We start from the raw sequence: 15,636 nt of genomic DNA, 5'->3' as shown, positions 1-15,636 counted from the left end.
CCTTCGCAACTCGAGGTATAGCCCGGTCTCACTCACCCTTGCGGCGGCCCGGTGGTGATGCCGAGCGCGACGGCGAGCCCGCCGAGCATCGACCGAACACCTTCGGCGTCGGTGTCGGCGTCGACCTGTTCGAGCTTGGCCGCGGTGCCGAGATGCGTCGACATCGCCGAGGCGAGCGCTTTCTCGTCCGGTGCCGGCACGTGGTCGAGCACCTTGGACTCAATGCCGTTGATCGTGGTCGCGGTGAACGTGTACCGGTCGGCCTCGAGGCGGCCGAGGATGCGCTCGGCGCGGCCGTAGAGCCGTCCGACGATGTCGGCGCGGCGGGCGCGGTTGTCGACCTGGCGAGCGTGCGTTGCGGCGGCAGTGGCCGAGCGGTCAAAAGACAGACCAAGCGCGCGGGCGATGCCGGTCACCGTGGACGGCGAGCGGCTGATCTCCCGGGCGATGTCGTTGCGTGCCCTGCCCTCGGCGTGCAGCTCGCGGACGCGCTCGCGGTCGGCGTCGGTGATCAGATTGCGCGGCAAGGTGATCACCTCGCCCCCGGGCAGCAGACAGCCCCGGACTGAGGGGGGAGGGTAGTCCGGGGCTGTCAGATCGTGGTGCGGGTACAGCTCACCCGCTGCTAATCGCCAGTTTAAGCACAACCGGCCGGTTCACGGGTTACACGCCTTCGCGCGGGGGTGACGAGCGCAAGGTCGATGACGTCGCCGACGCGGTACCGCGGCCGCCCGTGTTCGTCGGGCTCGCACTTGTCGAGCTTGCCGGCGCGTGCCCACGTGCGCAGCGTGTTCGCCGACAGTTCGCGGCCGAGCAGTTTCGGCAACGCGCGGGCGATCTCCGCCGCGGTCGCCTCGACGTCGCGGGCGGCGTCGAGCAGCTTCTCGCGCCGGGCCTCGACGTCGTGGTGCATTCCGCACTCGCGACAGGCGACGACGGCACGTTCGGGGCGGGCGTAGAGGTCGGCCGAGCAATCCGGGCACGGCCCGCAGTACACGCGCGCCGGTGGGAGGTCGACGGCCCGGCGGACCTGCTCGACGGCGTCACCGATCTCGTCGACCAGCTCGCCGCCGACAGGGTGGTACTCGATCCATGACGGGTGACGGCGCAGCCACGCGGCCATCTCGGGCACGGTGTCGTCGAGGTCGAGCGGTTCCAGCTCGGCGACGGTCAGCGGCGACCCGTCCGGCGCGGTTTCGCCGCTCGGCACTTGTTGGCGTACACCGTTCGTCTCCCACAAGTCTCGCACCCACGTCGAGAGCACGTTGTGCACGACGTCGCGAACCTCGGCGGCACCGACGTTGAATGGCAACCCCATCTCAGCTGAGCGCGACCCGACCCGGGGTCTGGTGGCGAGGCGGGCGACTGCGTAGTCGAGGTCATCCACCAACTCCACAATCTCAGTCAGCTCGGCGCGTAGCCGACTGGCGCACGAGAAACACACCGTGGTACCACGCGTTGGGTGGCTGCATGAGGGAACGGTGCACATGAACGCGATCATGATCCGAGCTTTAGGTAGCTATGTCACCGGAGTTTGGTCTCGCGCGGCTTCCGTGACGACCGTCATGGCGACTACCGATTGACAACACGCTGTCAGCGGATGCCCTGAGGTCGTGCCTGCTCGGCCTATGATGGGGCAACGCGAGACATGGAGGCGCCTGGCTGATGAGTGGTCTTTCGATTCGTGAGATAATTAGTCGGGTTACGAGCGGTCGGCTCCGAATTCCTGCTTTCCAGAGGGGGTTCGTCTGGGATGCTGAGCGCGTAGCCTTCTTGATGGACAGTATCTACAAAGACTACCCGTTTGGTGCAGTGATCCTTTGGCGAACGAGGGACCAGCTGAAGTCTGAACGGCAGCTGGGTCCTTTTGAGTTGTCAGAGCCCGATCCTGATCTTCCTATAGATTATGTGCTTGATGGACAGCAGCGACTAACGTCGATATTTGGGGTATTCCAATCGGATATTAATCCGATTGAAGATGCTTCATGGACTAGGGTGTACTTCGACCTGGGTGCTGAGTCGGACTTGCAAGAGTCGCAATTTCTATGTTTGCCGGAGGATAAGGTCGATGTAGGTCGTCACTTCCCTATTAGTTCCTTCTTTAACGTGTCTGGCTACAGGAATGCCACTAAGAATTTCGATGATGCTCTAGCTGATCGCATTGGGGCCGTGCAAGCTGTTTTCCAGCAAGCTTCGATACCTGTGCAGCTGGTGGAAACTGATGATCGAGCAAAGGTTGCGATTGTCTTTGAGCGAGTAAATCGCATGGGGATGGACCTGGATATCCTCCAGCTTCTATCTGCATGGACTTGGAGCGAAGATTTTGATTTGCAAGAAAAATTCGGCGATTTCGCTGAAGATCTGCGACCTTTCGGCTTTCATGGCGTAGGTGAAGATTCGAACCTTCTGCTCCGTTGTTGTGCTGCTATTGTGGCTGGCGACGTTTCTCCTGGTTCGCTCGTTGAGCTTAACGGCGGTGAGGTCAGAGATCGTTTTCCGAGTATGGTTAACGGTATCAAGGGTGCGATCGACTTCCTTCAATCTAACATCGGTGTTGCCACCTTGGTCAACTTGCCGTATCCGGCACTCCTTGTGCCGCTCTCGGTGTTCTTTGCCGCGCCGGACGGGAAAGAAGTAAAGGTTACGGCTGCTCAGCGAAGAGTGTTAATTTCTTGGTTTTGGCGGTCCTGTTTCTCGCGCCGTTTCAGTGCCGCCGTGGTTAGGAATATGAATCGCGATATCGAGGAAGTCTTGAAGCTTCGTCGAGGTGAGGCATCGGCATTAGACTCTGTTTCTGCTGACGTTGATGGTGGATACTTTACGGATCAGACTTTCAATATTGGCACCGTGCATACGAAAGTATTCGTACTCCTGCTTGCGCAGGGGAATCCTCGTAGTTTCGTTTCGGGATCGCCAATTGGCCTCAGAAAAGTCTTGCAGGCCTACAATCGAAACGAATTCCATCACCTGTATCCCCAAAAATACCTTAAAGATCAAGACGTGCCTGCTTATGAGATTGGAATGCTCGCAAATTTCGTATTCATGTCGAGTTCGGACAACAAGACGCTTGGCGGTGTGGCGCCAAGTCTATACCGGGCTCGAATGGACGAAAGCCTAGTTCCAAATATTCTCGAGCAAGCGTTCTGCCCGAGTTCCTTATTTGACGATTCGTACGAGTCATTCGTCGAACAGCGTGTTGAAATTCTCGTCGATTTTGCGCACAAGCTTATGAATCCATCTTGATGTGGCGGCGAGATAACGAGTACGGCGCGCTGTTCAACGCCTGGCCGGTTGAGTCCGGCACACTTAAGAACATCAAGCACCATCGAGTGTGTCGACAAAATTCGATTCCTTTGCTCGTATACGTGCCCGCCGCTGTCGCTCGTACTCGGTATGCGCGCCTCGGCAGAGGGCGCAGCGGCATCGGTGTTTTGCGTAGCGTGTGTTTGTTCCATGGCAGGGAATCACCGCTGGTGGAGGGTGCCCGAATTCTTCCGCGAGCTGGGCCCGTTCGTTGACGCCAAGTCCGCCCCAGATCCCCCACGGTTCCCCGCGAGTGAGCGCGTCGGTAAGACACTTTTCACGCACCGGACACTCGTCACACAGTGCACGACACTGGTCGATCTCGTCGGCAGTCGGATCGATGAAGTCAAGGTCAAGGCGGTCGCGGCAGGTTGCGCGGGCACGCCACTCCGGTAGACGGTTCATGCCACCTCGCCGAGAAGGACGTCCAGCAGGGAGGAGGCGTCCGGATCAATCTCAGCGTGCCAGACGCCGAAGCCGCCGAGAGCGGTCGGTACGTTGAGATCGAGTCCGCCATATCCGCCGGATAGGCAGCCGATCTTCACACGGCACCGGTGAATAAGCGATTCCGATCCGGCGTCTTCGCGCGCGTGCGCGCGAAGACGCCGGCGACCGGTCGCCGCGGTGGTCTCGTCGTGGTTCATCGGTTCCCCCCTGGTGTTCAGCGTGTGGACGTGAGCGCGTCGGCGAGCCGGGCGTCGTGTGCGGACTGCTTGGTGAGCGGCTTGCCGCCGGGACCGGTGCACGGTGCGCCCGGTTGGGCTTTGCACCAGGTGCACGACACTGCGAGGTAGGCGCGGCGCGCTTCGGCCTCGGCTTCGGCGTGCTCGGGGTCGACTCCGCGGGTGATGGCGAGTGCCGCGGTGACGCGGGCGATGCCGTCGCGGATGGTGCGAAGATCGAGCGGGCGCTCGGTGGCGCGGGCGCGCAACTGCGCGGAGTGCTGGCGCTCGGCGGCGTCGCGGCGAGCGGCGCGCCAATGCTCGACGATGTCGGCCGGCATGACGGTCTCGCCCGAGTGCCGGTAGTGCTCGCGAACGGCGGCGCCGGCGATGTCGGCCGGGACGTCGTCGAGGATGCCGGCCCACATGGTCAGCACGTCCGGATCGGGTTGCGGCACCTTTGGGTCGACGGCCGAGGCAGCGCCGAGCAGCGCGGCGACTTCCGTGCGGTTCACGAGTTGCCCTCGCTGGCGACGAGCAGCTCGACGGGCTCGGCATCGGTCGGCGCGGACTCGGCGGCGAGCGCGAGCCACCCGCGGACCTTCTCGCCCCGGGCACTGCGCGGTGCCGGCGAACGGGTCGACGGCTGCTCGGCGCGCCGGGTGGCCTTGACCGCGTCGTCGTACAGGTGCGGCAGCAGACCGGGCCGAGCATCGGGTCGGCGGTCCCACTCGTCGAGCGCGGCTCGCAACGGGACCAGGGCACCACCGTCGCGCAGGATGCCGTCGGCCTGTTTGGCGAGCGCGCGAATCGTCGCCGGTCGGTAGGCGGCGCCGGTCTGGTCGCGCCACGACGTCACCAGCCGGTAGGCGTCGGGCCGAGACGCGGTCGCCGAGAGTTCCGCCGCGGTGGTGGTGCCTCGCGTGTGCGGGCGCGCGTGACGGCTTGGTTCCGTAGTTCGGTTCAGTAGTTCCGGTTCACCTTGGGGTGCCGCTATGACACCCGCGTGGGGTGCCTGTCTGACACTCCCGGGGTGTTGCTCTGGCACGGGGGGAGTGTCGTTCTGACACTCGGGGGTGGCGGTGTGTCCCTCCCTCTGGGGTGTCGGTGTGTCACCGTCGCCGGGTCGGTTGAGCATGAGTTGGTACTCGCTGGACGTGTCGGCACCGGTGCCGCGCTGGCGTCGGGTGCGGGCGATGAGCCGTCGCTCGACGAGCGTGTCGAGCCCGCGCTGCACGGTTCGTCGCGACGCCTCGGTCTCCCGCGCGAGCGTGGTAAGTGACGTTGTGGCGTAGCCGTCGCGGTTGGCGTGCTCGGCCAGGGCGTAGAGCACGAGTTTCGGCATGGGGGCGCCGACCTGCTGCTCGGCGGCCCAACGCAGGGCCTGAACGCTCATCAGGCCCCCGCGGCGTCGTACTCGTCGGCGATCATGAAGAAATCCACGTCGAGCAGTTCGGCGACCTGGTCGAGGGTGTTGCCGCGCCGGCGAGCGATCCGGACGACCTCGAACACCTCGCGCGGGTGCAGCTCGTCGTAGGCACGGCGGCCGTTGAGCGCGGCCTCGACGGCGAGCGCGTCGAGCTTGCGCACCGGCGCGGCTGCGGTTCTGGTGCTGGAAAATTCGATGATCACGGGTCCCCCTGGGGTGGTGCAGTGGCGGACGCGGGCGCGCTTCACCGCGCCCGCCACTGGTCGGTGACGGACTAAATCCGTTGGTGTAATTGAGATTCCAGAACGCTAAGGGCGAATCAGCCGTGTTCCTCGGCGTTATTCCAACTTGGAATTGCCGTCTTGCGCTCGGCTCGCCGGACTGCGAGCGACCCACACCCGGTTACGGCTGGCGCGGCGGCTTCGCCGGCGGCTGCGGTACTCGCCGCACGGCATGATCAGCCGGCGGGCGGCCCACGTGCCGAGCACGGACGGCAGGACGTTCGGCGAGTGCGGTTCGACGTCGTTCGGGACGGCCTTGCGGATGTCCTCGGCGGTGAACGGCCGGCCTTCGCGAACCAGCTCGGCGAGCACTTCCTCGGCGGCGGCCCGGTAGTCGCGATTCACGGCGACTGCGGCGGCGAGGTTGGCCTCTTGACCGTCGTGTCGGTCGGCGAACCCTAGGGCGAGCTGGTCGGCCACGGCTTCGCCCCCTCCCATGGGTGCGTTCGGATCTCGTGCGCCCACTCGGCCAGGTCGGCGAGTAGCTCGCGGTGCCCGGACATGTCGTAAACCCGCTGTGCTGGCGCTTGCTCGGTGACCACTGGGCACTGCGGGCAGCAAGGCGAGCAATCCATCGGGTCGCAGCAGTCGGCGCCGACGTGCTCGACGCAGCAGACGACCACGCGGTCGGTCGTCACGAGCGCGGAGGCGATCATGCGGTCACCTCCCGCAGAGCCGAGCGCAGCATCGACAGGTGTTGTTCGGCGCGCACGGCGCGCGCTTTCCAGTCGTCGGCCGCGGCGAGTTGCTGTCGGATCTCGCCGAGGGTGAGCCCGTCGAGCGGGTCGACCTCGACCTCGGCGGCCGGTGTGGTCCGATGCTTGTTCAGGTGCGGCCGGATCGAGTGCATGTTGTCCGAGGTGTAGTCACAGTGCAGGCACCCGTACGTCGTCGACCCGTCGGCGAGCAGCAGCGTTCGCGTTTGCCGCCACAGCACCGGCGCGCCGCCCTTGGCGCGCATCGGCGCCTCGGTCGGCTCGTCGGCGATCACCTCGAGCCCCTTCGCGCTGGTCGCGGTCATCGGGCACCGTCCGCGGTGTCGTCCGGCGCGGTGGGCCAGTCCTCGACGATCTCGGCGTCGACGACGTCGTCGACCCGGGGCAACTCGAGCGGCTTCGCCGGCGGCAGGGACTCGAGTGGAACGTCGGGCAGCCGCACGTACTCGGCCGAGGTCGGTACCCACTTCGCGAGCTGGCGCGCGGCACTCTTGAGCCACATCGCTTTCGGGTTCCACTGCCAGGGTGAGAACGGCGACTCGGCGCCGTCGGCTTTCTTGAGGATGACGGCGATGTCGGCGGCCGAGAGCACCACGACGTTGCTCGTCGCGCCGTCGCGCATGATGGCGTAGGCGTAAGTGAGCACCAGGTCGCCGCGGTCGGCGCGCCAGTCGATCTCGTGCACCGGTCGGTCGTGCTCGCCCGGGTTGTAGGCGAACGTGTCGTGTTCGCGGACGACCTCGACCTTGACCGACGACACCGCACCGGCGCGGTACATGAGTTCGACCTCGCCCTGATAGCCGGTGATGCCGAGTACCTCGGGGCCGTGCTTGCCCTTGCGGGGAACGAGGTAGAACTGCTCCGTTCCGGGCTCGAGCCCCTTGCGCGCGGCCTCGAGCAGCGCGACAAGCAGCGACGACGGGTTCCGCTTGGCTGCATTCGCGAGTTGGGGACTCCGGCGCAGAGCACCGGTAGCGATGCGCAGCCACGTCTCGGGCTTGATGTGACTCGGGAGCACCGTTGCGAAGTCCGTGCGGTACTTGCGCACCAGCGCGGCCGGCGAGCTGTCTTTCTGCTGCGCGACGGCGGTCGTGACGGTCTGCGAGGTCATGCGGCAGCGCTCACCTTCTGCGGTGTCGAACGGATGGGAGACGGGCGCAGTGACGGCGGCGAGTCGCCCGTGCCCGGTACGCGGATGGCGATCGATTCGCCGTCGACGACGGCGCGGCGCCCGGTGCCGAGCGCGTCGAGCACCTCGGCCGCCGCCCGGCGCTTGGCGTCCTCAGCGGCCTTGTGCTCGGCGACCGCGGCTCGGTAGCGGTCGGCCAGGGGCGCGGCGATCTCGACCTCGACGTCGTCAATGCGCGGGTGAAGCGCTCGCACGGTGCGGTAAGTCGCGGTGTGCTCGTCGATGTCCGGACGCTCGTCGCGCTCGAGGGTGTCGAGGAACTCGCGGGCAGCTTCGCGCAGCACGGAAACCTCGGCGATGTTCCAGTCGACGGCGTACTCGCGGTAGTCCGAGCCGGAGATCAACACGGCGACGTGCGCGCGGGACAGGCCGAGCGTGTCGAGCTGCCACAGGGTTTGAGTCCGGTAGTAGATCGGGATCTCGTCGGTACCGGGCTCGCCCCACTCATCGGCGTTATGGGCCGTCTTGATCTCGAGCAGCGCCCGCTCGGTCAGGCTCGACAGCAGCCGGTCGGGTGTCGCGACCTGCCATCGGCGCGCCCGGCTCGCCCACGTCCCACACCGGCGCACCCGATACTCGGGGTGTGCCGCGGCGAACGCGCGCGCGATCGGGTCCTCGAGCCAGCGACCCCACCGCATGACAGCGTTGTCGTCCGCTGCGCTCGCGGCGCCCTTCTTGCGGTGCCAGAGCGAGAAACGCGATTCCCACGGCGACAACCCGAGCACCGCGGCGACCTCGGAGCCGCCAAGTGCGGACGCGCGGGCGGCGAACCATTCGGCCGAGCCCGGCTCGAAGGTGCCGACACGGACAGCGGCGGCGTTCATCCGGCCACGCTCGCGTGCTCGTTCGCCGAGGTGACCTCGCCGACGGTCACCTCGAACACCACGTCGAACCCGATGTCGAGCCCGTTGATGGTCGCGGCGATGAACTCGTTTCCCGGCCACTGCTCGCCGTCGAGCACGCGCCCGACGGTCGACTGACTCACCCCGAGGCATTTCGCCAACGCGTACCGCGACCGCAACCCCTTCGCAGTCGCGACCTTACTCAGCGCATCCGGTCGGACGCGGACGTGCGATGTCACAGACAGTTCCCCTCTGCTTCCGTGTGTGGAAGATCCCTAACCCCCTAGGAAGATCGACCATACGTGCAGATGGGACGCCGTTTCAACGCTTCCGTGCGCGCAAGTATTCGGACGAACGACGTAAGTCGGGTTCCGCTAGTTCCGCACACGGAAGTAACATCGTGTCATGGCTGACGGGCAGTGGTGGACGTACCTACAGGCGCAACTCGACCGGCGAGGCTGGAAGCCGGTGCACCTGTCCCGGGCGGCCGGCGTGTCCGAGAGTCGCATCTCGGATTGGAGAAACCGCGGCTCACCACCCACGATCGGCAATGCGCGAGCTGTCGCCGAGGCGCTCGACGAGCCTCTCGTGCCCCTGCTCGTCGGCGCTGGCCTGCTCACGGTGGAGGAATCGAGGCAGGGTCTCGCCGCCTACTCGGTGCGCGAGCTGCTCGACGAGATCGACACCAGGTTCGAGCGCGTTACCTCGCAAGTTCCCGATTCGCCCGTGAAACATCCCACGTTTGACCGCCGTAACCCTCTGCAACTCGTAGCCGACAGCCCAGGTGACGAACCGATGAGAGTTCGACAAGAACGCGAGTGGCTCAGCGACGCCGAACGGCCGGACGAACCCGGCCCAGAGACCGGCGCCTGATTTCCACCGCCTGCGTGTTGGGGAGGAACACGCATGGACTGGGGCCGACGGTACGACCCGTACCAACACGCCGAGTTGCTCGGCGCCGAAGTGATCGTGTCCCACGCGGTGCGCGGGTGGGGCGACTACCGGGGCGGCGTGATCCGCGTTCACCCGATCTTGACCGAGGTCGAGGCGCGTTGCACGACTGCGCACGAAATCGTCCACCACGAGCGGCGCGATGACGTTCTCGGGTACTGCGGTGTGGAATGGCTCGATACCCGGCTCGAACGTCGCGTGCATGCGATTGCGGCGCGTCGTCTGATCACCGTTCCCGACCTCGTCGACGCACTACGTTGGTCCGATCACCCGGACGAGATCGCTGAACAGCTTGCCGTCGATACGCGCACCTTGTTCGCTCGGGTGCTCGACTTGTCCGCTCGGGAGTACCGCGACTTGGACGGCCGAAGGCGCGGCACCACGCACCGGCCGCTCGGCGACTTGCGGCGGTATGCGGCTCGAGAGCTGCCGCGGCCGCGACGGCGTCCGTAGACCAAGATCAAACCCAACACGCTCGCCCAGACGCCTTACGTTCGCTAGTATTCAGGGAAACCCCAGGTGAGCACAGCGCTAAGTACCGCTCAGCTTGAAAGCGAGCGTCGGGAAACCGACCGGGGGTTCAAATCCCTCCGCTTCCGCAGTGGGCGGCGTGTGTCGGCGGAGAGCGCCGACCCAGCTGCTCCAGCCATTGTTTCCGGGGCCGAGCCCCGGACCCCGGCCGGAGGGGCTCCGCCCCCCGGCACCCCCCTCTACTGGGTGGGCGGGCGGGTTTGTGGGAGCGCGCGTTTCTTGGGGTGGGTAAGTGCGCGGTGCTCTGGTGGGGTTAGTGCGCGTTTCTGGGGCTTTGTAAGGGCGCGTTGCGTTGGGGTGGGCAGTGCGCGTTGCCGATGTGGTGGGAGCGCGCGGGTGTTCGGGGGCGGGTGGGGCCGTCGGCTTCGCCTCGGCTCGATCGGGGTGCCGTTGGCTTCGCCTCGGCGTGGGCCGACCTGGCCGGTCAGCGGGGGCTGAGCGGCCAGGTGGGGTTCCCGCGTGGTGCTGGTGGGTCAGGGTTTCGGTGGGCAGGTCTGCCAGTGGAAGTGGTAGACGGTGCTGTAGTCGGTGTCGGTCGAGTCCATGGTGGCGAAACTGGTCGTTTCCTTGGTGTTCGAGGTGCCCGCGTCCACGCGCAGTTCGGTGTTGATGTTGAAGTTGCGTTCTTCACCGCACGGCGCGTACACGATCTGGTCGACCCCGACCTTGTCGGTCGTCTGCCAGTTGTCGTCCTTCGGCCCGTCGAACTTGTGCGACATCGGGATCGTCTGCGACATTCCCTGGAAGTAGTAGTTCGCCTTTTCGGTGAAGTTCGCGCCCTTCTTGATGTTCGCGTAACCGCGGTAGTCGGTCTGCGCGATCGCGTAGGTGAAACCCGATGGGACGTGCACGACGAGACTGAGCTGGCAGTTCTTGCGGAAGTCCGTCGGTTTCGCGCCAACGCCGACCTGAGCGAGGTAATCGCTGTAAGTCACCGTGAACTTCGTGTTGTCCGTGGAGACGGCCACCGCCGCGGTTCCCGGCGGACAGCCGGAACCGTTGACCGTGACCACATCGATCACTATCTTGTCCGTGGGTGGATCGGTGAAATGGGGCCCCTGCCAAGCGGTCGCGGGTGCGGCGGCCGTCGAAAAAGCCAAAAGGGCAGCGGCTAAGGTGTTGAGCATCGAATTACCTCCGACATCATGCCATTCGTTGGCCGAGCGGGACGTCAACAAAAGAATGTGCGGCAGAGCGGGGTGTGCCTAAAGTAAAACGCGGCGGCCGTTCTTTGGCGCGAAGAGCGGTCGCCGCGCGTCGTGGTTCTTCAGTGCGTCAGCACTTCTTCCAGTGGAAGTGGTACTTGGTGCTCACGCCGCCGTCGGTGGAGTCCATGGACACGAAACTGGTGCTGGTGCCCGAAGAGCCCGCGTTCACCCGCAGTTCGGTGTTGACGTTGAGGAACCGGTCCTCGCCGCACGGCGCGTAGACCAGATCCGTGGTCTGTGTGCGGTCGGTGAACTGCCAGTTGTCGTTGTACGGGCCGCCGAACGGGTGCGAGGAGCGCGTCGTCGGCGAAGTGCCCTGGATGTAGTAGCTGGCCTGCTGCACCGCGGACGCGCCCTTCGCCAGGTACGCGAAACCGCGGTAGTCGGCCTGCTCCACCGCGTAGGTGAAGCCCTGCGGAATGTGCACGCGCAGCCCGAGCTGGCAGTTCTTCCGCAGGTCGGTGGGGCTGGAGCCATCGCCGACCTGTGCGGTGTACTCGCTGTAGGTCACGGTGAAGGCGGTGTTGTCGGTCGCGGTGGCCACGGCGGCCGTTCCGCGCGGGCAGCCGGATCCGTTGACGGTCTCGACGTCGATGACTACCCGGTCTGGTGGGGGTTCGGCGGCCGCGGTGGCCGCGGGGGCGGTGAGCATTGACAAGGCCATGCCGGCGGCGGTGATCATGGTGAGCATGCGTTACCTTCCAACGAATGGCGATTGTTCCGGAGTGCACCGGGCAGGCGGGGGACGAGAACTGCCCGAGTCCACTGTCCTCGTCGAGGGGCCAGAAAAACAAGCGCGGTATCACCGGGCGGCACTACGTATTTATTGGTGCCCTGAAACGTTTTGTCGTCCACCCGGCGGCAGGATGGGCCGATCGGCCCTACCTACCTTGGTGCACGGCACCCGCCGGGAAACCGGCGGTGGCAGCAAGGTTTTCGCCGGATCGGCCCGGTTCGAACCGATCGGTCGCCGTGGTGTTTTCGCTCAGTGACGCGAAAAGCCCCGCTCTGCGGGAAAGGGAAAGCACTTTTCCGCTGAGCGGGGCGGGAGAATTGTCGGGTTCGAAAGCGACGGTGCGGGGATCAGGGCTTGGCGGCCCTCGCCGCGATGCGGGCTTGCACCTCGGGGCGGCGCAGCGGCGGCACGGTGGCCGGCGGCTGGCGTCGCGGGGGCAGGGCCGCGAGCAGGCGCGTGGTCGTTTCGGTCACCTCGGCGACGGCGGTTTCGAACGCTTCGCGGGTGGCGTCCGAAAGGGATTGGACCCCGCTCACCTTCCGCACGTACTGGCGCGCGGCGGCTTCGACTTCTTCGGGAGTGGCCGACGGTTCCAGGCCACGCAGCGTGGTGATGTTCCGGCACATGCACCTCAGCCTACGCGCGGGAACTCCGGCAGAACCGGCGATTCCGGACGGTCGCGGAGCGCTACCGGGAGGTCACCCGATCGAGTCTATTTTCGACGGTCTTGCGTTAATTCCTGGTGCTGGCAGTGGCATTGCCGCCGCGCGCTGCTAACTTCGGTGCTGCCTCGAGCTAGCAGTGCGTGCCGCTCCGGTCACGCGACGCACGCGGCGGTCGTGGCGGCTGCGGTGGTGAAGCCGCGGCCAGAAGGCGGACTTTCCCCGTACTGGGAGGCATTCGTATGGTGCGCGTCGCCACGCGACCCCGTTCCGGCGCCGAGCCGGACATCTCCTTCGCCGATCGCACCGGCATCGTCGCGGCGAGCGTGCCGACGCCGAGGGCCCCGCTGCCCGCCGAACGCGTGCCGGGGTCGTCGCGGCGCAAGCACGGCGTGCTCGCGTGCGCGGCGCTCGCGTTCGTCATGGTCGGCTGGGTCGCGGGCACCGTGTTCGGCGGCCAGTCCGAAACGCACACCACGACCCAGCTCGCGGATCCCTCGCCCGCCATCGTCGAGGCGCCCGAAGCCGGGATCGCGCCACCGCGGATCGGGCCCGCGCCCGTGCAGCCCGCCGCACCCGCGCCCGCGCCGGTGCGCGTCCAGCGCCAGGAAGCGCCGAAGACCACCGCCGCGGCGCCGAGCAGCACCCGCAAGGCGGCGCCGCGGGCGGAGCAGCCCCGCGTGGACGCGCCGCCGCCCGCGCCGAAGCGCCACGACCCCGTCGGTGAAGCGTTCGACCAGATGACCCGGCCGTTCCTGGACACCGCGAAATCGGTGTGGGACGGGTTCATGGGCGGGAACGATCGCGCCCGTGCCACCGATATTCGTGCTCGGGACGGCCGGTAGCGCCGTAGCGCAGGCCCATCACCGCCGAGCCCGATTCCGTCAGCGCGGTCAGGTAGCGCTGCGCCGTCGCGCGCGCGATTCCCAGCTCCCCGGCGATTTCGGCGGCCGAAAGCGGGCCGTCGGCCTGCTTGAGCTGGTCGGAAATCAGCCGTGACGTGGCGCTCGACTGCCCCTTCGGCGCGGCGCTGCGGTCCTGCTCGTGCAGGGTACGGAACGCGCGGTCGATCTGGTCCTGGCCGAGGTGCCCGTCTTCGGGGAGCAGTGAGCGGTAGCGCGCGTAGCTGAGCAGCCGTTCGGTGAGCTGACGCGTGGTGAACGGTTTCACCAGGTAGTTGACCGCGCCGCCGCGCACGGCGGCCCGCACCGTGCGCGCGTCCGCCGCCGCGGACAGCACGATCGCGTCGGCGGGCAGCTCAGGCAGCAGCGCGAGGCCCGGTTCGTCGGGCAGGAACACGTCCAGCAGCACCAGATCCGGCGTCAGCTCCCGCACGCGTGCCCGTGCTTCGGCCGCGGTGTGCGCGGTGCCCACCACGGTGAAACCCGGTGTCTCCTCGACGAAACCGGCGTGCACCCCGGCCACCCGGAAGTCGTCGTCGACGATCAGCGTCCTGATCATGGCAGGTCCTCTCCGTCCGTCCGGTCGTCCACGATGCCGGGCAAGGCCGCGACGAACAGCGCGCCGCTGTTCTCCCCGCCGGGGTCGCCGAGCCACAGGTCACCGCCTCGCGCCCGCGCGGCCTGCCTCGCCAGCGCGAGGCCGAGGCCGTGCCCCGGGGCCAGTTTGGTCGTCACTCCCTCGGTGAAGAGGGTGTCGCGCAGCTCCGCGGGTATCCCGCCTCCACTGTCCACTACGGACACGTGCAGCTCGTTTCCCTGTGCCAGCAAGGCGATTTCCACGGTCGCGGGCCGCCGGTCGCCCATCCTGGCCGCGTGCAGCGCGTTGTCGAGCAGGTTGCCGACCACGGTGTTGAGCGCGATCGGGTCGGTGGTCGCCGCCGGTACCCACGAGTCGTCCGAAACCCGCAGCGCGACGCCTTTTTCCACCGCCTGCTCGGTTTTCGCGACGAGCAGCGCCTGCAGGTACGGGTCGGCGACCGTTTCGCCGACCGGGCCCGCGGCGGAGGAGACGGAATCGGTCAGCGTTTGCAGGTACTCCACGGCTTCCTCGCGGTGGCCGAGCTGCAACAGGCCGGACAGGGTGTGCAGCCGGTTGCGGTACTCGTGGCGTTGCGCGCGCAGGCCGTCGGTCAGCGAGCGCACCGCGTCGAGCTCCCTGGTCAGGGTCTCGAAATCGGTGCGGTCGCGCAGGGTCAGCACGGTGCCCAGCTCGCGGTCGTCGTGGCGAACCGGGCGGGAGTTGATCACCAGCACCCGTTCGCCCGCGACGGCGAGCAGGTTGGTGGCCTCGTCGCCGTCCGCCAGTGCCGACCGCAGCCGCGGCGAGATGTCCAATTCGGACAGATCCGCGCCGATCGGCAGCGCGATGCCGAGCAGGCGCCCCGCTTCGGAGTTGCACACCGTGATGCGGTTCCGGGCGTCGACCGCCACCACGCCTTCGCCGATCCCGTGCAGCACGGCTTCGCGTTCGTAGAGCAGTTCGGTCAGTTCGTGCGGTTCCAGGCCGTGGGTCTGGCGGCGCAGCCGCCGCGTCAGCAGTGCCGATGCGCCGACGCCGAGCAGGAGCGCGAGCCCGCCGAACCCGCCCGCGATCAGCAGCAGGTGCTGGAACTCCGCGGTGGGATCGTCGGTTTCGAAGCCGACGCTGACTTCGCCGACGACGCGGCCATCCGGTGTCTTCACGTAGGTCTTGCTGCGGACCGACAAGCCCAACGTGCCCTTCTCGACCGCGCTGGCGACCTCGCCGCCGCCGATCGGCACGCGGTAGTCGGTGCTGACCGGCTGGCCGATCTGCGCCGGGTCGGGATGCGCCAGCCGGATGCCCTGGTCGTCGGTGATCACGACGAACGAGGTATCGGTGCGGGCTCGGACGGCGAGTGCGCGCGACTGGAGCGCGCCGCCCGCGCGCTTCGCCTCCACGTTCACGACGACGTCCGGGTCCGCCGCGACCGAGCGCGCGATCGCGAGCGCGCGCTGCCCGTAGTCGTCGGTGAGCGTGCTCCGCAGCAGCGCGGCGACGAGTGCGAGCCCGACGACGAGCAGCAGCACGACCACGCCGACCTGCAGCAGCAGGATCTGCCTGCTGAACCGCAGCCGCGCGAACAAGCCCCGTTCCGCCATGGAGCGCACCGTACTCGCAGGTCAAGAGCGTGAGCAAAACGTG

General features: G+C 66.9%; 22 protein-coding genes. 4 read left to right on the top strand and 18 right to left on the bottom strand.

Going from position 1 to position 15,636, the window contains the following annotated elements:
* Positions 1-32: 32 nt before the first annotated feature.
* Together HUW46_RS17935 and HUW46_RS17930 are read right to left on the bottom strand one after the other, a co-directional pair.
* A complete protein-coding gene (locus HUW46_RS17935) occupies positions 33-527 on the bottom strand; it encodes a helix-turn-helix domain-containing protein (RefSeq protein ID WP_215548355.1) in 495 nt (164 codons plus the stop codon).
* Between the two features lie 110 nt (positions 528-637).
* Positions 638-1,318, bottom strand: coding sequence for a hypothetical protein (locus HUW46_RS17930; protein WP_215548354.1), 681 nt, complete (start codon positions 1,316-1,318; stop codon positions 638-640).
* A gap of 347 nt (positions 1,319-1,665) precedes the next feature.
* Here HUW46_RS17930 and HUW46_RS17925 point away from each other — a divergent pair, with 347 nt between their 5' ends.
* A complete protein-coding gene (locus HUW46_RS17925; protein WP_215548353.1) occupies positions 1,666-3,243 on the top strand; it encodes a GmrSD restriction endonuclease domain-containing protein in 1,578 nt (525 codons plus the stop codon).
* A 72-nt stretch (positions 3,244-3,315) separates the two neighbouring features.
* Here the strand turns inward: HUW46_RS17925 and HUW46_RS49055 are convergent, their stop codons facing one another.
* The 11 genes from HUW46_RS49055 to HUW46_RS17870 form a co-directional block, all read right to left on the bottom strand.
* Entirely contained in the window at positions 3,316-3,708 is a 393-nt protein-coding gene (locus tag HUW46_RS49055; RefSeq protein WP_215548352.1) for a WhiB family transcriptional regulator, read from the bottom strand.
* Positions 3,705-3,947 carry a hypothetical protein gene (locus HUW46_RS17915; RefSeq protein WP_215548351.1) on the bottom strand — a complete coding sequence of 81 codons (243 nt, stop codon included), beginning with the start codon at positions 3,945-3,947 and terminating at the stop codon, positions 3,705-3,707. The genes HUW46_RS49055 and HUW46_RS17915 overlap by 4 nt, the downstream gene beginning before the upstream one ends.
* A gap of 17 nt (positions 3,948-3,964) precedes the next feature.
* The gene (locus HUW46_RS17910; RefSeq protein WP_215548350.1) at positions 3,965-4,480 is read right to left on the bottom strand and encodes a zinc finger domain-containing protein; all 516 of its coding nucleotides are present in this window, start codon (positions 4,478-4,480) and stop codon (positions 3,965-3,967) included.
* Positions 4,477-5,361, bottom strand: coding sequence for a helix-turn-helix domain-containing protein (locus tag HUW46_RS17905; RefSeq protein WP_215548349.1), 885 nt, complete (start codon positions 5,359-5,361; stop codon positions 4,477-4,479). The genes HUW46_RS17910 and HUW46_RS17905 overlap by 4 nt, the downstream gene beginning before the upstream one ends.
* Positions 5,361-5,597 (bottom strand): hypothetical protein, encoded by a 237-nt coding sequence (locus HUW46_RS17900; RefSeq protein WP_215548348.1) that lies wholly within the window; start codon positions 5,595-5,597, stop codon positions 5,361-5,363. Before HUW46_RS17900 ends, HUW46_RS17905 begins: the two co-directional genes overlap by 1 nt.
* 135 nt (positions 5,598-5,732) lie before the next feature.
* Positions 5,733-6,095 (bottom strand): hypothetical protein, encoded by a 363-nt coding sequence (locus HUW46_RS17895; RefSeq protein WP_215548347.1) that lies wholly within the window; start codon positions 6,093-6,095, stop codon positions 5,733-5,735.
* On the bottom strand, positions 6,074-6,331 hold the full coding sequence (locus HUW46_RS17890) for a hypothetical protein (protein WP_215548346.1): 258 nt from the start codon (positions 6,329-6,331) through the stop codon (positions 6,074-6,076). Before HUW46_RS17890 ends, HUW46_RS17895 begins: the two co-directional genes overlap by 22 nt.
* Positions 6,328-6,696: a hypothetical protein gene (locus HUW46_RS17885; protein ID WP_215548345.1), complete on the bottom strand. Its 369-nt coding sequence runs from the start codon at positions 6,694-6,696 to the stop codon at positions 6,328-6,330. Before HUW46_RS17885 ends, HUW46_RS17890 begins: the two co-directional genes overlap by 4 nt.
* A complete protein-coding gene (locus HUW46_RS17880; RefSeq protein ID WP_215548344.1) occupies positions 6,693-7,502 on the bottom strand; it encodes a recombinase RecT in 810 nt (269 codons plus the stop codon). The genes HUW46_RS17885 and HUW46_RS17880 overlap by 4 nt, the downstream gene beginning before the upstream one ends.
* Positions 7,499-8,404 carry a YqaJ viral recombinase family nuclease gene (locus tag HUW46_RS17875; RefSeq protein ID WP_215548343.1) on the bottom strand — a complete coding sequence of 302 codons (906 nt, stop codon included), beginning with the start codon at positions 8,402-8,404 and terminating at the stop codon, positions 7,499-7,501. The genes HUW46_RS17880 and HUW46_RS17875 overlap by 4 nt, the downstream gene beginning before the upstream one ends.
* The gene (locus HUW46_RS17870) at positions 8,401-8,565 is read right to left on the bottom strand and encodes a hypothetical protein (RefSeq protein WP_215548342.1); all 165 of its coding nucleotides are present in this window, start codon (positions 8,563-8,565) and stop codon (positions 8,401-8,403) included. Before HUW46_RS17870 ends, HUW46_RS17875 begins: the two co-directional genes overlap by 4 nt.
* 262 nt (positions 8,566-8,827) lie before the next feature.
* Here HUW46_RS17870 and HUW46_RS17865 point away from each other — a divergent pair, with 262 nt between their 5' ends.
* The gene (locus HUW46_RS17865; RefSeq protein ID WP_215548341.1) at positions 8,828-9,295 is read left to right on the top strand and encodes a helix-turn-helix domain-containing protein; all 468 of its coding nucleotides are present in this window, start codon (positions 8,828-8,830) and stop codon (positions 9,293-9,295) included.
* A gap of 33 nt (positions 9,296-9,328) precedes the next feature.
* Positions 9,329-9,826 (top strand): hypothetical protein, encoded by a 498-nt coding sequence (locus tag HUW46_RS17860; protein WP_215548340.1) that lies wholly within the window; start codon positions 9,329-9,331, stop codon positions 9,824-9,826.
* 551 nt (positions 9,827-10,377) lie between these two features.
* On the opposite strand, the gene HUW46_RS17855 is transcribed toward HUW46_RS17860, so the two are convergent.
* The 3 genes from HUW46_RS17855 to HUW46_RS17845 form a co-directional block, all read right to left on the bottom strand.
* On the bottom strand, positions 10,378-11,031 hold the full coding sequence (locus HUW46_RS17855; protein WP_215549947.1) for a DUF4360 domain-containing protein: 654 nt from the start codon (positions 11,029-11,031) through the stop codon (positions 10,378-10,380).
* A 148-nt stretch (positions 11,032-11,179) separates the two neighbouring features.
* Positions 11,180-11,803, bottom strand: coding sequence for a DUF4360 domain-containing protein (locus tag HUW46_RS17850; protein WP_442860945.1), 624 nt, complete (start codon positions 11,801-11,803; stop codon positions 11,180-11,182).
* A gap of 392 nt (positions 11,804-12,195) precedes the next feature.
* Positions 12,196-12,474, bottom strand: a complete 279-nt coding sequence (locus tag HUW46_RS17845; protein WP_215548339.1) for a DUF2277 domain-containing protein — start codon at positions 12,472-12,474, stop codon at positions 12,196-12,198.
* A 278-nt stretch (positions 12,475-12,752) separates the two neighbouring features.
* On the opposite strand from HUW46_RS17845, the gene HUW46_RS17840 reads away from it, so the two are divergent.
* Complete coding sequence (locus tag HUW46_RS17840) at positions 12,753-13,355, top strand: hypothetical protein (RefSeq protein WP_215548338.1); 603 nt, start codon at positions 12,753-12,755, stop codon at positions 13,353-13,355.
* Here the strand turns inward: HUW46_RS17840 and HUW46_RS17835 are convergent.
* Together HUW46_RS17835 and HUW46_RS17830 are read right to left on the bottom strand one after the other, a co-directional pair.
* Complete coding sequence (locus HUW46_RS17835; protein WP_215548337.1) at positions 13,297-13,971, bottom strand: response regulator; 675 nt, start codon at positions 13,969-13,971, stop codon at positions 13,297-13,299. The two genes, HUW46_RS17840 and HUW46_RS17835, sit on opposite strands and share 59 nt — an antisense overlap.
* The gene (locus HUW46_RS17830; protein ID WP_254126289.1) at positions 13,968-15,593 is read right to left on the bottom strand and encodes a sensor histidine kinase; all 1,626 of its coding nucleotides are present in this window, start codon (positions 15,591-15,593) and stop codon (positions 13,968-13,970) included. Before HUW46_RS17830 ends, HUW46_RS17835 begins: the two co-directional genes overlap by 4 nt.
* Between the last annotated feature and the right edge of the window lie 43 nt (positions 15,594-15,636).

This window comes from Amycolatopsis sp. CA-230715 (assembly GCF_018736145.1).
GTDB lineage: Bacteria > Actinomycetota > Actinomycetes > Mycobacteriales > Pseudonocardiaceae > Amycolatopsis.
The sequence above is the reverse complement of the archived record's forward strand: the minus strand, read 5'-3'. Positions and strand labels throughout refer to the sequence as shown.

Coding starts and splice junctions, on each gene's coding strand:
- HUW46_RS17845 (WP_215548339.1), bottom strand. CDS start 12,474: ATGTGCCGGAACATCACCACGCTGCGTGGCCTGGAACCGTCGGCCACT.
- HUW46_RS17875 (WP_215548343.1), bottom strand. CDS start 8,404: ATGAACGCCGCCGCTGTCCGTGTCGGCACCTTCGAGCCGGGCTCGGCC.
- HUW46_RS17830 (WP_254126289.1), bottom strand. CDS start 15,593: ATGGCGGAACGGGGCTTGTTCGCGCGGCTGCGGTTCAGCAGGCAGATC.
- HUW46_RS17860 (WP_215548340.1), top strand. CDS start 9,329: ATGGACTGGGGCCGACGGTACGACCCGTACCAACACGCCGAGTTGCTC.
- HUW46_RS17930 (WP_215548354.1), bottom strand. CDS start 1,318: ATGGGGTTGCCATTCAACGTCGGTGCCGCCGAGGTTCGCGACGTCGTG.
- HUW46_RS17840 (WP_215548338.1), top strand. CDS start 12,753: ATGGTGCGCGTCGCCACGCGACCCCGTTCCGGCGCCGAGCCGGACATC.
- HUW46_RS17890 (WP_215548346.1), bottom strand. CDS start 6,331: ATGATCGCCTCCGCGCTCGTGACGACCGACCGCGTGGTCGTCTGCTGC.
- HUW46_RS17865 (WP_215548341.1), top strand. CDS start 8,828: ATGGCTGACGGGCAGTGGTGGACGTACCTACAGGCGCAACTCGACCGG.
- HUW46_RS17880 (WP_215548344.1), bottom strand. CDS start 7,502: ATGACCTCGCAGACCGTCACGACCGCCGTCGCGCAGCAGAAAGACAGC.
- HUW46_RS17835 (WP_215548337.1), bottom strand. CDS start 13,971: ATGATCAGGACGCTGATCGTCGACGACGACTTCCGGGTGGCCGGGGTG.
- HUW46_RS17915 (WP_215548351.1), bottom strand. CDS start 3,947: ATGAACCACGACGAGACCACCGCGGCGACCGGTCGCCGGCGTCTTCGC.
- HUW46_RS17850 (WP_442860945.1), bottom strand. CDS start 11,803: ATGCTCACCATGATCACCGCCGCCGGCATGGCCTTGTCAATGCTCACC.
- HUW46_RS17905 (WP_215548349.1), bottom strand. CDS start 5,361: ATGAGCGTTCAGGCCCTGCGTTGGGCCGCCGAGCAGCAGGTCGGCGCC.
- HUW46_RS49055 (WP_215548352.1), bottom strand. CDS start 3,708: ATGAACCGTCTACCGGAGTGGCGTGCCCGCGCAACCTGCCGCGACCGC.
- HUW46_RS17885 (WP_215548345.1), bottom strand. CDS start 6,696: ATGACCGCGACCAGCGCGAAGGGGCTCGAGGTGATCGCCGACGAGCCG.
- HUW46_RS17855 (WP_215549947.1), bottom strand. CDS start 11,031: ATGCTCAACACCTTAGCCGCTGCCCTTTTGGCTTTTTCGACGGCCGCC.
- HUW46_RS17925 (WP_215548353.1), top strand. CDS start 1,666: ATGAGTGGTCTTTCGATTCGTGAGATAATTAGTCGGGTTACGAGCGGT.